The following is a 16,523-nucleotide window of genomic DNA, read 5'->3' as shown; positions in this document are numbered from 1 at the left end:
CAAATCCTTTTTACATCAGCCTATTCCCCGCGGAAGAACCTCCGGATGTTCCTCCCCAGGTCCCGGAACCACTCGCCGACGGAGCGTCCCGCCTTTTTCGCCCCGGAGCCGGTCTCCTTCCCCATCTTCTTGAATCCCTGCCCCACCTCCGTGCCCCCCTCTTTGAAGGCATGGCCGGTCTCCTTGCCCGCCTCCTTGAACGCCTTCCCCGTCTCCTTGCCGGCCTCCTTGAAGGCCCGGCCGGTCTCCTTCCCGAGCTTCTTGAACCCCTGGCCCACCTCCCGCCCCCCTTCCTTGACGGGATTCTCCCCCCAGGCAGGGGTGGCGAGCCCCACCACCGCAACGACGGCGATCATCGATCTCTTCATGGCAGTTCGCTCCTTGCGCAATGTCATTATCACTCTACCACCAGGGAGGAAGGGCGTCAAAAATCTCCGCCCCGCACAGCCCCCACCGCGCCCATCGGCAAAAGTAAAATTTACTATTTTTAACACCTTATCTCCTCAAGAAGCGGCCCGTTTCTGCCGATACGTACCTAAATGCACCCCCAGGCGGTATGATGCGCTCACCCAACGCAATGAACAGACTGGTCGGCATACTGGCGGCGGCCCTCGTCATCGGCCTGGTCTGCCTCCTCTACGACGACTTCGACTACCTCGACGCCCTGCAGAAGGAGCGGACGGCGGAGAAGGAGACCCTCTTCGACCAGGTGGTGGCCATGAAGAGCGACCCGGTCCGCCATCTCGTGATGGACTACAGCTTCTGGGACGACATGGTGAAGTTCGTCGCCGCCCCGGACCCGGCCTGGGCCCGGGGGAACATCGATTCGAGCTTCGCGTCCTACCGCTACAGCGCCCTCTGGATCTACCGCCCCGACGGGGCTCTCGCCTACTCCGTACACCGGGAGGGGACGAGGATCGAGCATGGCGCCCCCTCCCCCATCCCCTCCGCATGGATCGCGCCGCTCCTGGGGGGGAAGGAGGAATTTCCCCACTTCTTCATCGCCACGCCGCGGGGGGTGATGGAGCTCACCGGCGCCGCGATCCACTCACCCCGGGACGGCGACCGCCACGGGAGACCCCACGGGTTTCTCATGGCGGGTGTTCTCTGGGACGACGCCTCCGTCGCCGAGCTCGCCCGCCTGACCCGGAGCACCCTCGTCCTCCGCCCCGCCGGGACGCCGGAGACCGAACCGGATAGCGACCCGCGCCGTGGAGTGATCGTCTTCTCGCGCCCTCTGGCCGGGCTCGACGGCAAGCCGGTCTCCACCGTCGTCGTCCGGATGGATGCGCCGGACATCCGGCAGCTCGTCCGGGAGATGGACGACAACGCCCTCATCGGCACCGCCCTCGTGGCGGTCCTCGCCGTGCTGGTGGTCTTTGTCCTCCTCTCGCGGCAGCGGCTCAAGAACGCCAATATCAACCTCGACGCCGCCCAGCAGACGGCGCAGATGGGGAGCTGGCAGCGGGAGTTCGAGAGCGGCGTCACCTCCTGGTCGGACAACCTCTACCGGATCTTCGGGCTCCCGCCCGGGGAGACCGTCCCTGGTCTGGAGACGTTCTACGCCCTCGTCCACCCCGACGACCTCCCCCGCGTGCGGGAGGCCATCGAACGGTCGGTCCGGGAGAAGAGCGGCTACGAAATCGAGTTTCGCCTGATCCGCCCCGACGGCGCGGTCCGGATTTTCCGTTCCCGGGGAGAGAGCTACCTTCTGGCGGGGGGGCGCACCCGGGTGGTCGGGAGTACCCAGGACATCACCGAGCGCTCCCTCATCGAGCGGCGGCTCGCGGCGCTGGTCCGCCAGAAGGACGCCTTCATCACCCGCCTGGGGCACGACATGAAGACCCCCCTCACCCCGCTGATGATCCTCCTTCCCCTCATCCGGGAGCGGGTCGCCGACGGCGAGCTGGCGCGGATGGCCGACATCTGCCACACCAGTGCCAGCCACATCGAGGGGCTCGCCGCCAAGGCGCTGAAGCTGGCCCGTCTCGCCGCGCCGGTGGCACCGAAGGATCTGAAGGAGATCCCGCTGGCGGCAGCGGTGGACGACGCGCTCCGGCGCCACGCCGAGATGGCGGCGCAGAAGCGGTTGCGCTGCGAGAACGGTGTCGATCCGGCCCTCGCCGTACCGGGGGTGCCTGCCCAGATCGAGGAGCTGTTCCTCAACCTCCTCTCCAACGCCGCCTCCTATTCGCCGGAGGGGAGCCTCATCCGCGTCACCGCCGAAGAGGATGGAGACGGGGTTACGGTGGCCGTGCGCGACGACGGCATCGGCCTCGAACCGGAGCAGCTCGACCTGATCTTCGACGAATTCTACCGGGGGGACGAGGCGCGCCACGAACTCGGCCGGCCGGGCCTCGGCCTCGCCATATGCCGGCGGATCGTTCTCAACCACCAGGGGAACATCTGGGCGGAGAGCGCCGGCAGGGGGGAGGGGACGACCATCCGGTTCACCCTCCCCCGCACCGACATCGCAACGAACATCACTTCAGAATAAAGGAGTCCGCATATGTCTGACGCACAGGTCATGCTCGTCGACGACGAGGAATTCATCCGGGAGGCGGTGGAGATCTACTTCCAGACCAAGGAGATGAAGATTCTCTGCGTGCCGGGGGGGGAAGAGTGCCTCCGTCACCTGGAGGCGGGATTTCGGGGGGTAATCCTGATGGATGTCATGATGCCCCGCATGGACGGCTGGGACACCATCCGCGAGATCGTGAAGCGGGGACTCCACGGGGGGAACGCCATCATCATGCTCACTGCCCTGGACGAGCCCGACGAGCGGATGGAGGGGCTCCAGGAATACGTCATCGACTACCTGACCAAGCCCTTCGACCCCCAGGCGCTCCTCGATTCGGTCACCTACTACCTGACATTGCTCGGCGCCGACGCCGCGGGCCATGTTTAACAACCGCCTCGTGGTCATCGGGGTCTCCACCGGCGGCCCCATCACCCTCAGGGAGCTCTTCTCCGGAATGCCCCCCCTGGACGCCGCGGTGGTCATCGTGCTCCACATCCCACCGGGGATGGACCGGCTCATCGCCAAGGGGCTCGCCGCCGTCGCCTCCATGCCGGTGACCCTGGCGGAGCATGGCGAATACCTGGAGTCGGGGCGGATCTACCTCGCCCCCGGCGGCTATCATCTGACCTTCGAGGGGAACCGGCGGATCATCCTGCGGGAGGGGGCGCGGGTCAATTACGTCCAGCCCTCCGCCGACGTGGCGATGGAATCCCTGAGCAAGCCGCTGCGGGGGAAGATCGTCGGGGTGATCCTCACCGGCATGGGGAAGGACGGGGCCGCGGGGATCCGCCACATCAAGGAGATCGGCGGGACCACCCTCGCCCAGGACCAGAAGTCGTGCGCCATCTACGGCATGCCGAAGGCCGCCTCCCAGACCGGCGCGGTGGACTTCGTCTTCCCTCCCGACCGGATCCGCGGCAAGCTCGTGGAACTGGTGAACGGCGGACGGTAGCGTCGTCCCCTTCCGCCGCCCCCCTACAACTCCTCCCGCCGGGGGAGCTGCCACCCCTTCAGTATCGCCGCGAACCGGATGCCGATCACCAGCACGGCGGCCACCGTGAGCCGCACCGGCGACGGCACGCCGAGATGGTGCATCAGGTAGTAGGCCGCCCCCCCCGCAACGCACGCCGAGGCGTAGATCTCCCGCTGCAGGATGAGGGGGATCTCGTTGCTCAGGACATCGCGGATCAGCCCGCCGCAGGTGGCGGTCATCACCCCCATGATCACCGATCCCATGAAGCCGAGGTTGAAGACGAGCGCCTTGGAGGTGCCGATGACGGCGAAGGTCCCGAGCCCCAGGGCGTCCAGCAGGAGCAGCGCCCGCTGCTGGCGCTCGAAGTGGCGCGGGACGAGGAAGACCAGCACCGACGCCCCCACCGCCAGGTAGAGGTAGAGCTCGTTTTTGAAACAGAAGGGGGGGGTGTCGTGCAACAGGACGTCGCGCACCACCCCGCCGCCGGTGGCGGTCACCAGGCCGAGGACGATGACCCCCAGGAGGTCCATCCGCTTCCGCACCCCCGCCAGGGCCCCCGAGGCGGCGAAGGCCACGGTGCCGAGGAGATCGAGGGCATAGACGATATGGGGGGGAGCAATCGGGTCGGGCATCTTCGTTCACCTCGCAGGGAGTACGGTGCGGCGGATCGGTGCCGGGGAGAGTCTCAGATACACGCAGCGGCCGGTGATTGTCAACGGGAATTCAGCCGCTTAGCACCGGCGGGGTTTGCCGAAACGGAGGGAGTCGCGGCAAAACGGTATCCGCCGGCCCGCCGATCTGCTACTATCGACCGGCCAGACAACGACGCCGTCGCCGGCCGAAGCACCGGCGCCGGCACCGGGAGGAACATTCATGGGAAGAGAACTGTACGTGGGACACATGTCGTACGAGGCGACGGAGGAGGATCTGAAGAGGCTCTTCGCCGTGGCGGGGACCGTCGTCTCGGTCCACCTGATCACCGATCCCCAGACCGGGAAGTCCAAGGGGTGCGGATACGTGAAGATGGCCAGCGCCGATGAGGCGAAGGAGGCGATCGTCACCCTCGACGGAGCGCTCCTGAGGGACCGCATCATCGCGGTCAGCGAAGCGAAGCCCCAGAAGCAGAAGCCCCAGCCGGCCGGGGGGCGGAACCGCGGACCCGGCAGGGGAGCACGCCCGCCGCGGGGGGGAACCGGCGCGGATAGCCCGCCGGGCAGCGCCGCTACCGGTGCTGCAGCACCGTCTCTAGGGTCTCCCCCGCCACCGTGAGGTAGAGCACCCCCTCGGTCACCGTGAGCGACCAGGCGATGGAGCGCTGGAGGCGGGCCACCAGCCGGTCGATGAACCCCTGCTCGATGCCGGTGACGGTGAGGGTGGGGATGGCGGCCAGCGTCGCCCGGTGCTGCTCCTCCCAGCGGGGGAGGCTCGCCCCGCTGGCAAGCAGCGCCACCCGTCCGGCATGGCGGCTCGCCTTCACGAGCCGTTCGGGGTCAGGAAGCCCCACCTCCACCCAGAGCGTCACCCGTCCATCCCCCCCTTTAGCCCAGAGGTCCGGCTCGTCGCCGGCACAGATCCCCTTGGTGAACGACAGATCGGGCTCGTAAAAGAGCGCGTAGGCCAGAAGCCGCGCCACCAGGCGCTCCTCCGTCTCCGACGGATGCCGGGCGACGGTGGTCTGCAGCGTCTCGAAGATGCCGCGGTCGAGGTCCGCCAGCTCGATGCCGGCGCGATAGATGGTCGATGGCAGGGCCATAAAAAGTGGTGCTCCTTGTCGGGAAAGTGAGGGCGGGGGTCAGCGCTGACCCCGCACCATGCGGGTCAGGAGTCGGTCGAGGGAGGAGGCGAACCGCTGCCGGTCGGCCATGCCGAACTGAGCCGGCCCCCCCTGGACGACCCCCGCCGCTCTGAGTTCCTGCATGAGATCGCGCACCGAGAGCCGCTCCCCCACGTTCTCCTCCGTGTAGAGCTCCCCCCGCGGATCGAGGGCAACCCCGCCGTTGGCAACGATCCGGGCGGCAAGGGGGATGTCGGCGGTGACCACCAGATCGGTCGGCGCGGCGTGCTGGGCGATGTGGTCGTCGGCGACGTCGAACCCCTCGGCGACCCGCACCGACGTCACCAGCCGGGAATGGGATTTCGACAGATCCTGGTTGGCCACGAGGCAGACCGGCACTTGAAGACGCTCCGACGCGCGGAAGACGATCTCCTTGATGATGCGCGGACAGGCGTCGGCATCGATCCAGATTTTCATGACTCCCCCCCGCGTCCGGAGAGAGACCGGACTTCGAACACCATTGCACCCCGCATCATGATTCCTTCCGCCCCCCCTTCAGCCGTTTGCTGAGGGCCGGCTGCGAGACGCCGAGGAGCCGCGCCGCCAGCGACTGGTTCCCCGCGGCACGGCGCATCGCCTCCAGCACGAGGAGGTCGATCACCTCGGTGAAGGTGGGGAGCCGCTCCAGGCCGAAGAAGGGGTTCCCCGCGGCATCGGCACCCCGCTCCGCCGGCGGCTCGACGGCCCGCTCGCCGATGGCCCGCTTGAAGGCCTCCATGGAGAGGATCCTCCCCTGATGGAGGCTCACGGCGTCGTAGACCATCGCCTTCAGCTCCCGCACGTTGCCGGGGAAGTCGTAGTTGGCCAGGAGCACCGCCAGCTCCTTTGGGGGGGTCGGTTTCTTCTTGCCGAATTCCCGGGCGGCCCCCTCCAGGAAATGGTCGAGCAGCAGCGGGATGTCCCCCCGGCGCTCCCGCAGCGGCGGAAGGTGGACGTGGTGGGCCCGCAGCCGGTAGTAGAGGTCGTTGCGGAAGCGCCCGGCGCCCTGGGCGGCGGCCAGGTCCTGATGGGTGGCGACCACCACCCGCGAGCGCATCCGGCGCGGGCGATCGCTCCCCAGGGGGTAGAACTCCCCCTCCTGCAGGAGCCGCAGGAGCTTCACCTGGGAGTGGAGGGAGAGGTCACCGATCTCGTCCAGGAAGAGGGTCCCCTCGGCGGCCTGCTCCACCATGCCGCTGCGGGCCTCGCCGGCGCCGGTGTAGGCCCCCCGCACGTGGCCGAAGAGGGTATCGGCGAAAACCGTGTCGTCGAGGCCGGCCACGTTCACCGCCACCAGAAGCCCCTTGCGCCGGCTCAGGGCGTGGAGCGCCCGGGCGACGAGCTCCTTGCCGGTGCCGCTCTCGCCGGTGATGAGGACCGGCTGGGAGCCCCGGGCCACCGCCTCGATGTACTGGAAGACCGAGCGCATCCCCGGGTCTTCGGTGACGATCCCCGCGAAGGCCTCGGGATGGTCGAGGCGGCCGGAGAGGAAGCGCCGCCGCATCTCCCGGTTCTCCCGCTGCAGCTCCTGCATCCGGATGGCGCGGCGCACCCCCTCCACGATCCGGTCCTCCTCGGCGGTCTTGACGAAGTAGTCGAAGGCGCCGGCCTGCATGCAGCGGACCGCCGTCTCCAGCTGGTTCATGCCGCTGATGATGATGACCGCCACCTCCGGGTGCTCCTCGGTGATCCGGGCCAGGAGCTCCTCCCCCGAGAGGTGGGGCATGGTGAGGTCGAGAAGGACGAGCCCCACCTCGCGCGCCGCCAGGAGGCCCATCACCTCCCGGCTCTCCTGGCAGGTGACGAGGTTGGTGATGCCGGCGGAGCGCTCCAGGGCGATCCCCATGGAGCGGAGCCAGGCCGGTTCGTCGTCCACCAGCAGCACGCCGAAGGCGGGGTAAAGGGTTTCGCTCATGTCGGGCACTCCTTGCCGCGGGGGAGGACGAGGCGGACCGTGGTCCCCTCGCCGGGGAGGGAGTCGAAGTCGAGGCGGCCGCCGTGCTCCTTGACGATGCCGGCCGAGACGGCGAGGCCGAGCCCGGTGCCGCCGCTCTCCCGCTTGGTGGTGAAGAAGGGGTCGGTCAGGTGGGAAAGGTGCTCGGGGAGGATGCCGCTCCCCTCGTCGCGGACCTCCAGCACCACCTCGTCCCGCTCCGGGTCGACAAAGGTGCGCAGGGCGATCCGCCGCTCCGGGCCGGGGAGAGCCTGGCAGGCGTTCACCACGAGGTTCACCACCACCTGCTCGATCCGCTGGGGGTTGCCGCGGACCGGGGGGAGGTCGTCGCCATACGCCACGCTGAAGCGGGTGGTGCTCGTCCGGATCAGGTTGTCCACCAGCCGGACCGCGGCCCGCGCCACCCCGTTCAGGTCGACGCACTCCAGGAGCGAGGCGTCCCCCTGGCGGGCGAAGTCCTTCAGGTCCTCCACGATCCGCTTCACCCGCCGGGCCCCGTCGGTCATCTCCTCCACCATCCGGGGGATCTCTTCCCGCATCCGCGAGTAGCGCAGCCCCCCCAGAGTGAAGTCGCCGTGGCTCCGGTAGTGCTCCTCCAGGATCGGCGCCGCGTCAGCGAAGGCGTCCCGGATCACCGGCATGTTGAGGAGGATGAGGCCGTTGGGGTTGTTGATCTCGTGGGCGACCCCCGAGACGAGGATCCCCAGCGCCGCCATCTTGTCGGCCTGGACGAGCTGCTGCTGGTGGAGGCGCAGCTCCTCCTCGGCATGGGTCCGCTCGGCGATCTCCCGGGTCAGGTCGGCGGTGCGGGCCGCCACCTGGTGGTGGAGGGTGCGGGACCAGAGGGCGAAGCCCCCCAGGAGGAGCACCAGCGGGACCACCACCACGGCGCCGTACCGCGCCGCCTGGTACCAGGTGATCCCCCGGGGCTCCAGGACGCCGAGCCAGCGGTCGTAGATCTGCTGGTACTCGCCGGTGTTTTTCAGGATGGCGAGCCCCTCGCTGAAGCGGGAGCGGAGCTCCGCGTCCCCCTGGCGGACGGCGAAGCCGTACCGCTCCGACGAGATGGGGGGCCCCACCGGCGCAAGGTTGGAGAGCCCCAGCTCGCGGATCAGGTAGAGGCCGGGGAGCTTGGCCATGAGGGCGTAGTCGTGGCGTCCCGCGGCCAGCTGGCGGAGGACATCGGCATGGTTCGGCACCGCGATGATCGTCGCCCCCACCTTCTGCTGGAGGAGGTAGTCGTTCATGATCCCCCCCTTGAGGACGAGCACCTCCTTCCCCTTCAGATCGGCCAGGGAGGTGACGGGGGGGGAGCCGGCACGGGCGAAGACCGAGTGGTGGACGATGGTGTGGGGGGGGGTGAAGTCGACCTTTCTGGCCCGCTCGTCGGAGTACGACATCCCCTCCAGGGCGTCGATGCTCCCCTCCTCCAGGGCCCGGCGCATCTCGGCCCACCCCCCGAGGCGGACCTCCACCTCCACCCCCATGACCCGGGCGATGGCGCGGGTCAGCTCCACGTTGTAGCCGGCGGGGTGGCCGTTTCTGTCGATAAATTCGTAGGGGGGATAGCTCCAGTCACCGCCGACCACCACCCGGGGCGACCGTGGCGCCCCTTCGCCTCCGCCCCGTGCACCGGCCGGCCGGCGGCACAGAGCAGCGCCACGGCCAGGACGGCAAGGACAAACGCGAAAAGGGAATGGAAATGGTGACGATTCACGGCTCCGGCTCCACGAACAGTTGGTGCTCTCAGGATTACCCGAATCTCCCCAAAAGGCAAACCCTCTTTTTCACTTGACATTGCTGCATTATTTCCGTAAAAGACTTCACATTAAATTATTATGAGCGCCCCCGCTCCCTCGGTTCCATGGACGGAACCTCCTTTCACCACCCACCACGGCCCCGCCGGCATCCAGCCGGCGGGGCCGTGTTTTTTCACCCCCTCCGAACCCCGAACGCTACGGGCAGAAAAGAAGGCGCTCTACCCACAGAAAAGCCCGGGTCTTGGGAAAGACCCGGGCCGGTTTTCTGCATCATCTCGGCACTTACTGCTTTTTCGGTTCGGCTCCCCGGGCTCCGCCCGATTTCGCCTCGATGGCCTTGTTCAGCAGCGCCACCGCCTCCTTGGACTTGGCGATGGAAGCGGTCAGGGTATCGCGGGCCAGGTCCGGGTTGTGGAAGCCGTCGCTGTTCTCGGCGGTCCACCACTCCCAGAGGACATGGGCCTCCTCGTGCTTCTCCCGGGCCTTGGCCAGGGTCTCCTCGTCCACCCCCCAGCGCTTGGCGGTGGCGTAGGTGTCGATCAACTGGCCGAGCCAGTATTCGGACTTGCGCATCTTGCCCCGGATGTAGTTCTGGATCCCCTGGATCTGGTACAGCTTCTGCTCCGCCGTGTACTTCGGATGGCAGCGCAGGCACGCTTCCTTCACGTGGTCCTTCGGCTTGATGACCATGTGGCTCTTGAAGCTCTTTCCCTGCTTGTTCTTCATGATCGGCATGTGGCAGTCGGCACAGGTGACGCCGGCCTTGTCGTGGACGCTCCCGAAATACGTCTCTGCCTCCGGATGCCGCGGCTTCACGAGCCGAGCGCCGGTGACCGCGTGCCTGAGCTCGTAGAAATTCTGCTTTTTGCTGTGCTCCAGCAGATCCTTCGGACCGGCCAGCGGAATATGGTTGGTCCGCTGGTCCTCATAGCCCACCTTCTTGCCGGTGTCGAACTCATAGCCGGTTCCACAGTTGTAGTTCACGTGGCACTGGGCGCACATCATCCGGGAGTCGCTCTTCTTCATGACCCCGATCTTGCGGAAGCCGTCGCGGAAGGAGATCACCTTCAGGTCGGTCGTGCCGTCCTTGCCGGCGAACATCTTCGCCCCCTTCTCGTCAATGGCCTGGATCAGGGCGTCGCGCACGACCCGGGGCTGGGTGCCGTGGGGGTCGTGGCAGTGGATGCACCCCACCACGTTCTGGGTATCCTTGGCCACGGCGATGATGTCGGAGGTCCGGTCCCACTTGGCCCGCGGGTCCTTATCGCCCATGAACTTCCACTTCAGGATGTGGTCGGAGGTCTTGCACTGGATGCAGGTGGGGTTCCCCGCCTTGGCACTCTCGGCCATCTTGAAGTCGGGCCCCTTGTCCTCCAGGATGTCCCAGGTCTTGCCGACGCTGTCGACGCCGAACCAGCGCTTCTTGTACTGGAAGCGGCCGCCGGCGAAGCGGTCCACCACAAACTGGTCGGTCACCATGAAGGCGTGGCCCCGGGGCTCGTTGTGCTCGAAGGTGAAGCCGTAGGGGGCCAGCAGCTTGTCCATCATCGGCGAGCGGCCGGTGGGGACCCCCTTCTCCTTGCGGGGCTGGGAGTCGTAGTTGACCGTGAAGAAGCTCTCGAACTCGTCCTTGTGGCACGAGCCGCAGAGGGCCGCATCGATCGTGGTCACCGGCTTGTTCTCGTAGCTGGCCAGGTGCTCCTTGAGCTTGTCGTGACAGACCCCGCAGGCGAGCTTCGCGTGCTTCGATCCCTCCTTCATGGCCTTGATCTCGTCGTGACAGCCGTAACAGACCTCCCGGCCGTCATCCTTCACCGTGGCGGCGGGTTTCCCCTTGGCCGCCGTGGAGAACGCCGGGATCGAGACCGCCAGGCCAGCCCCCGCCACCACCGCAACTGCTGCCAGTCGCTTCTTCCACATACACACCTCCTCGTGGGTATTGTATTACACGGTGCCGCACACCGGCACAACGCACATAGCCTTCGGTTCCACAGGACAGACATGTTCGCAGGCGCCGCACCCGGAGCAGCGGGGGGTGCTGACGCGGATCTCGCTCCCGGCCCGCGGGGTGATGGCCCCCTCGGGGCAGCGCTCCGAACAGGCAAAGCATCCCCCCCGGACGAGGCACCGCCCCTGGTCCACCGTCGCCGTCCCGAGGGGAGCCCGCTCTCCCGGCGCCGACGGCGCCAGCACCCCGCGGGGGCACGCTTCGGCGCAGCGGGAGCAGAAGGTGCAGCACCCCGCGCCGAAATCGAGGAGCGGCCCGTCGATGCCGTCGTGCCGGACGATGATCCCGCTCGGGCAGGCATCCCGGCAGGCGGTGCAGCCGGCGCACCCGGCCACGGCATCCTCGCGGAAGCGCGGCGGGCGCAGGGGCCGCGACCGCCCCCGGCCCCCCCCCTCCCCGGCCGAAGACGGCCTGGCCGAGGGAGAGGATCCCCTGGCGGAGAAAATCCTTCCGGGAGATGCTCATCTCTTCCGCGCCGGTTTCCGGGGCTGGGGCGCCGAGAACTCCATCGGCACGTGGCACTGGGTGCAGGCAAGCCGGACCGGATGGGGGGAGATGGGGACCCCCTTGTCATTGATGCCGTGGCAGGAGAGGCACTCCTTGGCCTCGCTCCACTGACCGACCCGGTGGGGGATGCCCGGGGCCGCGCGCTCGGCCTGCAGGAGCTCCGCGGCTGACGGGACCTCCCGCTCCTGCGCCCGGGCCACGGGCGGATATGCGCTGAGGATTGCCAGGGCGGCGACGGCAAAAAATCTGACCATAGGTTTCATCGTTCCCTCCCGGGGCGGCCGGCACGCGGCTGGCGCGACGCCACCCCCCTCATTCATCCCTTCTCCACCTTCACCGCGCATTTCTTGTAATCCGGCTCGCCGGAGATGGGGCAGAAGGCGTCGAGGCAGAGGTCGTTGACCAGCTTCGCCTCGTCGAAGAAGGCAACGAAGACGCTCCCCCTCTCCGACTTCCCCCGACCGCCGATGCTGCACGGCAGGGTGAGGGAGCCGCGGCGCGAGGTGAGTTTCACCCGGTCGCCGTTGCGGACCCCGATCCGGCGGGCATCGTCGGGGTGGAGCTCCGCCACCGCATCGCCGGCGGCCCGCTTCAGCTCCGGGACCCGGCCGGTCATGGTGCCGGTGTGCCAGTGCTCCAGCACCCGGCCGGTGCAGAGCCAGAACGGATAGGAGGGATCCGGCGCCTCGGCGGCGGGCTCGTAGGGCCGGGCCCAGATCACCGCCCGTCCCTCGTCCTTCTTGTTCTTGTAGAACTTGATCTGCTCCCCCGCCTTCACGTAGGGGTCAAATCCTTCGGCGTAGCGCCAGCGGGTCTCCTTGCCGTCCACCACCGGCCAGCGCAGTCCCCGCGCCGCGTGGTAGGCCTCGTAGGGGGCCAGGTCCTTCCCCTGGCCAAGCCCGAAGCGGCGGTACTCCTCCCACATCTCCTTCTCCACATCCTTGTAGGGGAAGAGGTTGCCGTGACCGAGCCGCCTCGCCAGCTCCAGGGTCTGCCAGAGGTCGTTGCGGGCCTCGCCCGGCGGGTTCACCAGCTGGAACCAGTGCTGGGTACGGCGTTCGGCGTTGCCGAACATGCCGGTCTTCTCCACCCAGGAGGCCGAGGGAAGGATCACGTCGGCAAGCTCCGTGGAGCGGGTGGGGTAGATGTCGGAGACGATGATGAAGCGGTCGCCCCCCTTGCGGGCCCCTTTCCGGAACCGGTTCAGGTTGGGGGCCGACTGGAAGGGGTTGGTCACCTGCACCCAGAGCACCTTCAGGTCGCCCCGGTCTAGGGCGCGGAACATCTCGGTGGTGTGGAGGCTCGGCTTGGCCGGGATCCTGTCGGCCGGCACTCCCCAGATCTCGGCGGTCTTCTTCCGGTGCTCCTCGTTGGTCACCAGCATATCGGCCGGGAGACGGTGGGTGAAGGTCCCCACCTCCCGGGCGGTGCCGCAGGCCGACGGCTGGCCGGTGAGGGACATGGGGTTCTCGCCGGGGCGGCAGATCTTGCCGGTCAGGAGATGGACGTTGTAGGCCAGGTTGTTGACCCAGGTGCCGCGGGTATGCTGGTTGAACCCCATGGTCCAGAGGGAACAGACCTTGCGCCCCCGGTCGGCATAGAGCCGTGCCAGCTCCACGATGGTGGCGGCCGGCACGCCGGAGAGCTTCGCGACGTGCTCCGGGGTGTACGGCTCCAGGAATTTTCGGTACTCGTCGAAGGTCATCGGCTTGGGGTCGTCGACGAAGAGCCTGGAGTGCTCCTCCAGGCCGTAGCCGATCTTCTCCTTCCCCCGCTTGAAGACCACGTGCTTCTTGATGAACTCCTCGTCGTAGAGCTTCTCCTTCACGATCACGTGGGCGATGGCGTTCAGGAGTGCCAGGTCGGTCTGGGGCCTGAAGGGGACGTACTGGTCGGCCATCTGGGAGGTACGGGTCCACCGCGTGGCAATGTCGATGATCCTGACGTTCGGGTTCCGGAGCCGGTTGTCGATGAGGCGCGAGAAGAGGACCGGGTGGCACTCCGCCATGTTGGCCCCCCAGAGGAAGTAGGTATCCCCCAGGTCCAGGTCGTCGTAGCACCCCATCGGCTCATCGCTGGCAAAGGTGGACATGAAGCCGGTCACCGCCGACGCCATGCAGAGGCGGGCGTTGGGCTCCACGTTGTTGGTGCCGATCCCACCCTTGAAGAGTTTCGACGCGGCATACCCCTCGAAGACGGTCCACTGCCCCGAGCCGTAGATCGCCACCGAGTCGGGACCGTACTTCGCGATGGACTCCTTGAACTTGCGGGCGATGAGCTCCATCGCCTCGTCCCAGGAAGCCTCCTCGAACTTGTCCCCTTTGCGGATCAGGGGGGTGGTGAGGCGGTCCTTACCGTAGAGGATCCGGGAGAGGAAGTACCCCTTGACACAGTTCAGCCCCTTGTTCACCGGAGCCGCCGGGTCCCCCTTGGTGGCGACGATCCGGCCGTCCTTCACCCCCACCAGGACCCCGCAGCCGGTGCCGCAGAAACGGCAGGGGGCCTTTCCCCAGGTGATCCCCTCCCGGTCGACCGTGGCCCCGGCCTCCCCGGGGCGCGTCACGCCTCCCCCGGCGGCCGCAAAGGCGGCAGCGGCGGCCGTTGCCTTGAGGAACTCGCGTCGTGTCCACTCCATCATCCCTCTCCTTTCCCCGGAAACGGGGCGTTTGCCGCCCCGGCGGGAAGATCCTCGAAGTTGTGATACGCAAGCTGCACGTCGATAACGCCGTCGGTGGCCAGGAGGCGGTTCACGATCCGCATCTCGCCATCGACGCTCGCCGCCTCGATGACCGCCACGAGCCTGTCGTCGGGGAGCACGCCGTGCACCTCGATCTCGCCCGGCGCCCCCACCTGCCGTGACAGCTCCTCGGACCGGCCATTCGCGCACCTGATGACTACGCCGGATATCGGCATCGCGCCGCTCCTTTCGCCACAAAATTTCTTCGTAAATTGAATAGCAAAAAATGAGCCGATTTCAATGTGCGATCGAAAAACGACCGTTTTATCGGCCCCAAAGCTCTCAAATTAATGATCTATGGGCAATTCACACTTGACAAAAGGCCGTCGCCCCTTATGATTTGACGAACTGAGTCGTTCCTGGCCCCCCACGGGGACCGTCTTCTGCCGATCTCTTGCTGGCTGCGCCGCCCGGAACCGGGAAACGGCGCGGCGCTACCATTTTATGTTGTCGCATGGTTGGACCATGCAATTTCATTCCAAGGAGGATTCCATGAAGAAACATCTGCTGGCGGGCCTCTGCGCCCTTACCATGGCGGCCGGCGCTACGGCGGCCCACGCCGAAGTCAGGAGCGGGGCGGTCTCGCTCTCTCCCTTCGTCGGCGGCTATACCTTCGACGGCGACCAGCACCTGAGGACCGATCCCACCTTCGGCCTTCGGGGAGGGTACCACCTCGACCAGAACTGGGCCACCGAGCTCGTGTTCGGCTACACCCCCACCAAGGAGACCCAGGGGCAGAAGCAGCATGTGAACGCCTACCGTTACGGCCTCGACCTCCTCTATCACTTCATGCCCGAGAGCAGGTTCGTGCCGTTCCTGGCAGCCGGCTTTGGCGCCAACACCATCGACCGGGTCCAGAACGACACCCACGATGCCTATGCCAACTACGGCGCCGGCGTGAACTACTTCCTCACCGACAACCTCGCCCTGCGGGGTGACGTGCGGCATATCATCGTCTTCAACACCAACGACAACAACGTCGAGTACACCGCCGGCGTGAACTATCTCTTCGGGGGCGTCCGGCCCGCCGCCGTCAAGGCGACGCCTCCCCCCGAGCCTCCCAAGGTCGAGCCGCCCAAGCCTGAGCCTCCCAAGCCCGAACCGGTGAAGCTCGTCCCTCCGCCGCCTGCCCCCCCCCTCGACTCCGACGGCGACGGCGTGCCCGATACCCTCGACAAGTGCCCTGACACCCCCAAAGGGGTCGCGGTCGACAAGGATGGCTGCCCGAAGGACTCCGACGGCGACGGCGTGCCCGACTATCTCGACAAGTGCCCCGACACCCCCAAAGGGGTCGCGGTCGACAAGGACGGCTGCCCGAAGGACTCCGACGGCGACGGCGTGCCCGACTACCTCGACAAGTGCCCTGACACCCCGCGGGGACTCAAGGTGGACAAGGACGGCTGCCCCGAAAAGGTCAGCATCGACCTGAAGATCGAATTCGACACCGACAAGGCAGTCGTCAAGGCGAAGTATAACGACGAGATCAAGCGGGTCGCCGACTTCATGACGCAGTATCCCGAGACCAAGGCGGTCATCGAGGGTCACACGGACAACAAGGGTTCGGCGGCGTACAACCTCAAGCTCTCCGAACGGCGGGCCGCGGCAGTCCGCGCCTACCTGATCGAGAAATTCGGCATCGACGCCTCCCGGGTCGCGGCCAAGGGGTACGGCCTCACCAAGCCCATCGCCGACAATGCCACCGAGGCGGGCCGCCAGAAGAACCGGCGGGTCATCGCGGTCATCGATCCGGCATACAAGAAGAAGTAGACCGGCCTTCACCTGACGCAGAAAAAGGGCGCTCCGTCGATACGGGGCGCCCTTTTTCGTTCTCCCTGAAAACTCTCCCTACAGGTCGCCGGTCAGCTCCTGGAGGAGATAAACCTTAGGGTTGAGCCCCCTGACGCAGGCGACGATCTCCCGCAGCCCCCCCTCATCGACCCCCTCCTCCATGTCGCACCCCTGGAACCAGGGGTATCCCTTCGGGAGCGGAGAGTACCCCCCCTCCCGCATGAGCGACACGTCCACCAGGTCGTTCACCCGGCCGGTCGCCTCCCACGGGTCGCGGTAGTTGAACTGGCGCGCCACCACGTGGAGCCCCATCCCGTTCTCGAAGAGCGCCTTCACCTCGAAGGAAAAATCGCGGGGGGCCCCGTAGCTCTCGGTCCGACCCGAGCGGCTCATCACCTGGGCCCCGGCCTCTTCCAGAATCTCCCGCACCGACTCGGCGGTCATCGGCTTCAGCTCGTCCAT

General features: G+C 67.2%; 17 protein-coding genes. 5 read left to right on the top strand and 12 right to left on the bottom strand.

Annotated features, from left to right (window positions below; translation table 11 throughout):
* Nucleotides 1-20 precede the first annotated feature (20 nt).
* Nucleotides 21-368, bottom strand: a complete 348-nt coding sequence (locus GPICK_RS01785) for a hypothetical protein (RefSeq protein ID WP_052263237.1) — start codon at nucleotides 366-368, stop codon at nucleotides 21-23.
* A gap of 209 nt (nucleotides 369-577) precedes the next feature.
* Between GPICK_RS01785 and GPICK_RS01780 the strand changes: the two genes are divergently transcribed.
* Genes GPICK_RS01780 through GPICK_RS01770 form a run of 3 tightly spaced genes read left to right on the top strand, consistent with a single transcriptional unit; the run spans nucleotide 578 to nucleotide 3,473 of the window.
* Nucleotides 578-2,497, top strand: coding sequence for an ATP-binding protein (locus GPICK_RS01780; RefSeq protein ID WP_039740008.1), 1,920 nt, complete (start codon nucleotides 578-580; stop codon nucleotides 2,495-2,497).
* Between the two features lie 12 nt (nucleotides 2,498-2,509).
* Complete coding sequence (locus tag GPICK_RS01775) at nucleotides 2,510-2,908, top strand: response regulator (protein WP_039740007.1); 399 nt, start codon at nucleotides 2,510-2,512, stop codon at nucleotides 2,906-2,908.
* Complete coding sequence (locus tag GPICK_RS01770) at nucleotides 2,901-3,473, top strand: CheB methylesterase domain-containing protein (RefSeq protein WP_039740005.1); 573 nt, start codon at nucleotides 2,901-2,903, stop codon at nucleotides 3,471-3,473. Before GPICK_RS01775 ends, GPICK_RS01770 begins: the two co-directional genes overlap by 8 nt.
* Before the next feature lie 23 nt (nucleotides 3,474-3,496).
* Here GPICK_RS01770 and GPICK_RS01765 read toward each other — a convergent pair whose 3' ends face one another.
* Entirely contained in the window at nucleotides 3,497-4,126 is a 630-nt protein-coding gene (locus GPICK_RS01765; protein ID WP_039740004.1) for a trimeric intracellular cation channel family protein, read from the bottom strand.
* 241 nt (nucleotides 4,127-4,367) lie between these two features.
* On the opposite strand from GPICK_RS01765, the gene GPICK_RS01760 reads away from it, so the two are divergent.
* Nucleotides 4,368-4,763 (top strand): RNA recognition motif domain-containing protein, encoded by a 396-nt coding sequence (locus GPICK_RS01760; protein WP_084201316.1) that lies wholly within the window; start codon nucleotides 4,368-4,370, stop codon nucleotides 4,761-4,763.
* On the opposite strand, the gene GPICK_RS01755 is transcribed toward GPICK_RS01760, so the two are convergent.
* The 9 genes from GPICK_RS01755 to GPICK_RS01715 form a co-directional block, all read right to left on the bottom strand.
* Nucleotides 4,717-5,247 carry a YaeQ family protein gene (locus tag GPICK_RS01755; protein ID WP_039740002.1) on the bottom strand — a complete coding sequence of 177 codons (531 nt, stop codon included), beginning with the start codon at nucleotides 5,245-5,247 and terminating at the stop codon, nucleotides 4,717-4,719. The genes GPICK_RS01760 and GPICK_RS01755 overlap by 47 nt on opposite strands.
* A 39-nt stretch (nucleotides 5,248-5,286) precedes the next feature.
* The gene (locus tag GPICK_RS01750) at nucleotides 5,287-5,745 is read right to left on the bottom strand and encodes a YaiI/YqxD family protein (RefSeq protein WP_039740000.1); all 459 of its coding nucleotides are present in this window, start codon (nucleotides 5,743-5,745) and stop codon (nucleotides 5,287-5,289) included.
* Nucleotides 5,746-5,800: 55 nt separating this feature from the next.
* Nucleotides 5,801-7,222 (bottom strand): sigma-54-dependent transcriptional regulator, encoded by a 1,422-nt coding sequence (locus GPICK_RS01745; RefSeq protein WP_039739998.1) that lies wholly within the window; start codon nucleotides 7,220-7,222, stop codon nucleotides 5,801-5,803.
* Nucleotides 7,219-8,853 (bottom strand): transporter substrate-binding domain-containing protein, encoded by a 1,635-nt coding sequence (locus tag GPICK_RS01740; RefSeq protein ID WP_052263236.1) that lies wholly within the window; start codon nucleotides 8,851-8,853, stop codon nucleotides 7,219-7,221. The genes GPICK_RS01745 and GPICK_RS01740 overlap by 4 nt, the downstream gene beginning before the upstream one ends.
* A gap of 450 nt (nucleotides 8,854-9,303) precedes the next feature.
* Entirely contained in the window at nucleotides 9,304-10,941 is a 1,638-nt protein-coding gene (locus GPICK_RS01735; RefSeq protein ID WP_039739996.1) for an ammonia-forming cytochrome c nitrite reductase subunit c552, read from the bottom strand.
* A gap of 24 nt (nucleotides 10,942-10,965) precedes the next feature.
* On the bottom strand, nucleotides 10,966-11,364 hold the full coding sequence (locus GPICK_RS01730; RefSeq protein WP_052263235.1) for a 4Fe-4S dicluster domain-containing protein: 399 nt from the start codon (nucleotides 11,362-11,364) through the stop codon (nucleotides 10,966-10,968).
* Nucleotides 11,365-11,490: 126 nt separating this feature from the next.
* A complete protein-coding gene (locus GPICK_RS01725; RefSeq protein WP_144400019.1) occupies nucleotides 11,491-11,799 on the bottom strand; it encodes a cytochrome c3 family protein in 309 nt (102 codons plus the stop codon).
* Nucleotides 11,800-11,852: 53 nt separating this feature from the next.
* Nucleotides 11,853-14,171: a periplasmic nitrate reductase subunit alpha gene (locus tag GPICK_RS01720; RefSeq protein ID WP_039739992.1), complete on the bottom strand. Its 2,319-nt coding sequence runs from the start codon at nucleotides 14,169-14,171 to the stop codon at nucleotides 11,853-11,855.
* Nucleotides 14,171-14,449: a chaperone NapD gene (locus GPICK_RS01715; protein WP_039739991.1), complete on the bottom strand. Its 279-nt coding sequence runs from the start codon at nucleotides 14,447-14,449 to the stop codon at nucleotides 14,171-14,173. Before GPICK_RS01715 ends, GPICK_RS01720 begins: the two co-directional genes overlap by 1 nt.
* A gap of 316 nt (nucleotides 14,450-14,765) precedes the next feature.
* On the opposite strand from GPICK_RS01715, the gene GPICK_RS01710 reads away from it, so the two are divergent.
* Nucleotides 14,766-16,040 (top strand): outer membrane beta-barrel domain-containing protein, encoded by a 1,275-nt coding sequence (locus GPICK_RS01710; RefSeq protein WP_039739989.1) that lies wholly within the window; start codon nucleotides 14,766-14,768, stop codon nucleotides 16,038-16,040.
* A gap of 78 nt (nucleotides 16,041-16,118) precedes the next feature.
* On the opposite strand, the gene GPICK_RS01705 is transcribed toward GPICK_RS01710, so the two are convergent.
* Nucleotides 16,119-16,523 (bottom strand): hypothetical protein, encoded by a 405-nt coding sequence (locus GPICK_RS01705; RefSeq protein WP_039739987.1) that lies wholly within the window; start codon nucleotides 16,521-16,523, stop codon nucleotides 16,119-16,121.

Origin of the sequence: Geobacter pickeringii, assembly GCF_000817955.1 — a bacterium.
Classification (GTDB): domain Bacteria; phylum Desulfobacterota; class Desulfuromonadia; order Geobacterales; family Geobacteraceae; genus Geobacter; species Geobacter pickeringii.
Note: the sequence above shows the minus strand (reverse complement) of the source record. Positions and strands in the feature narration are given on the sequence as shown.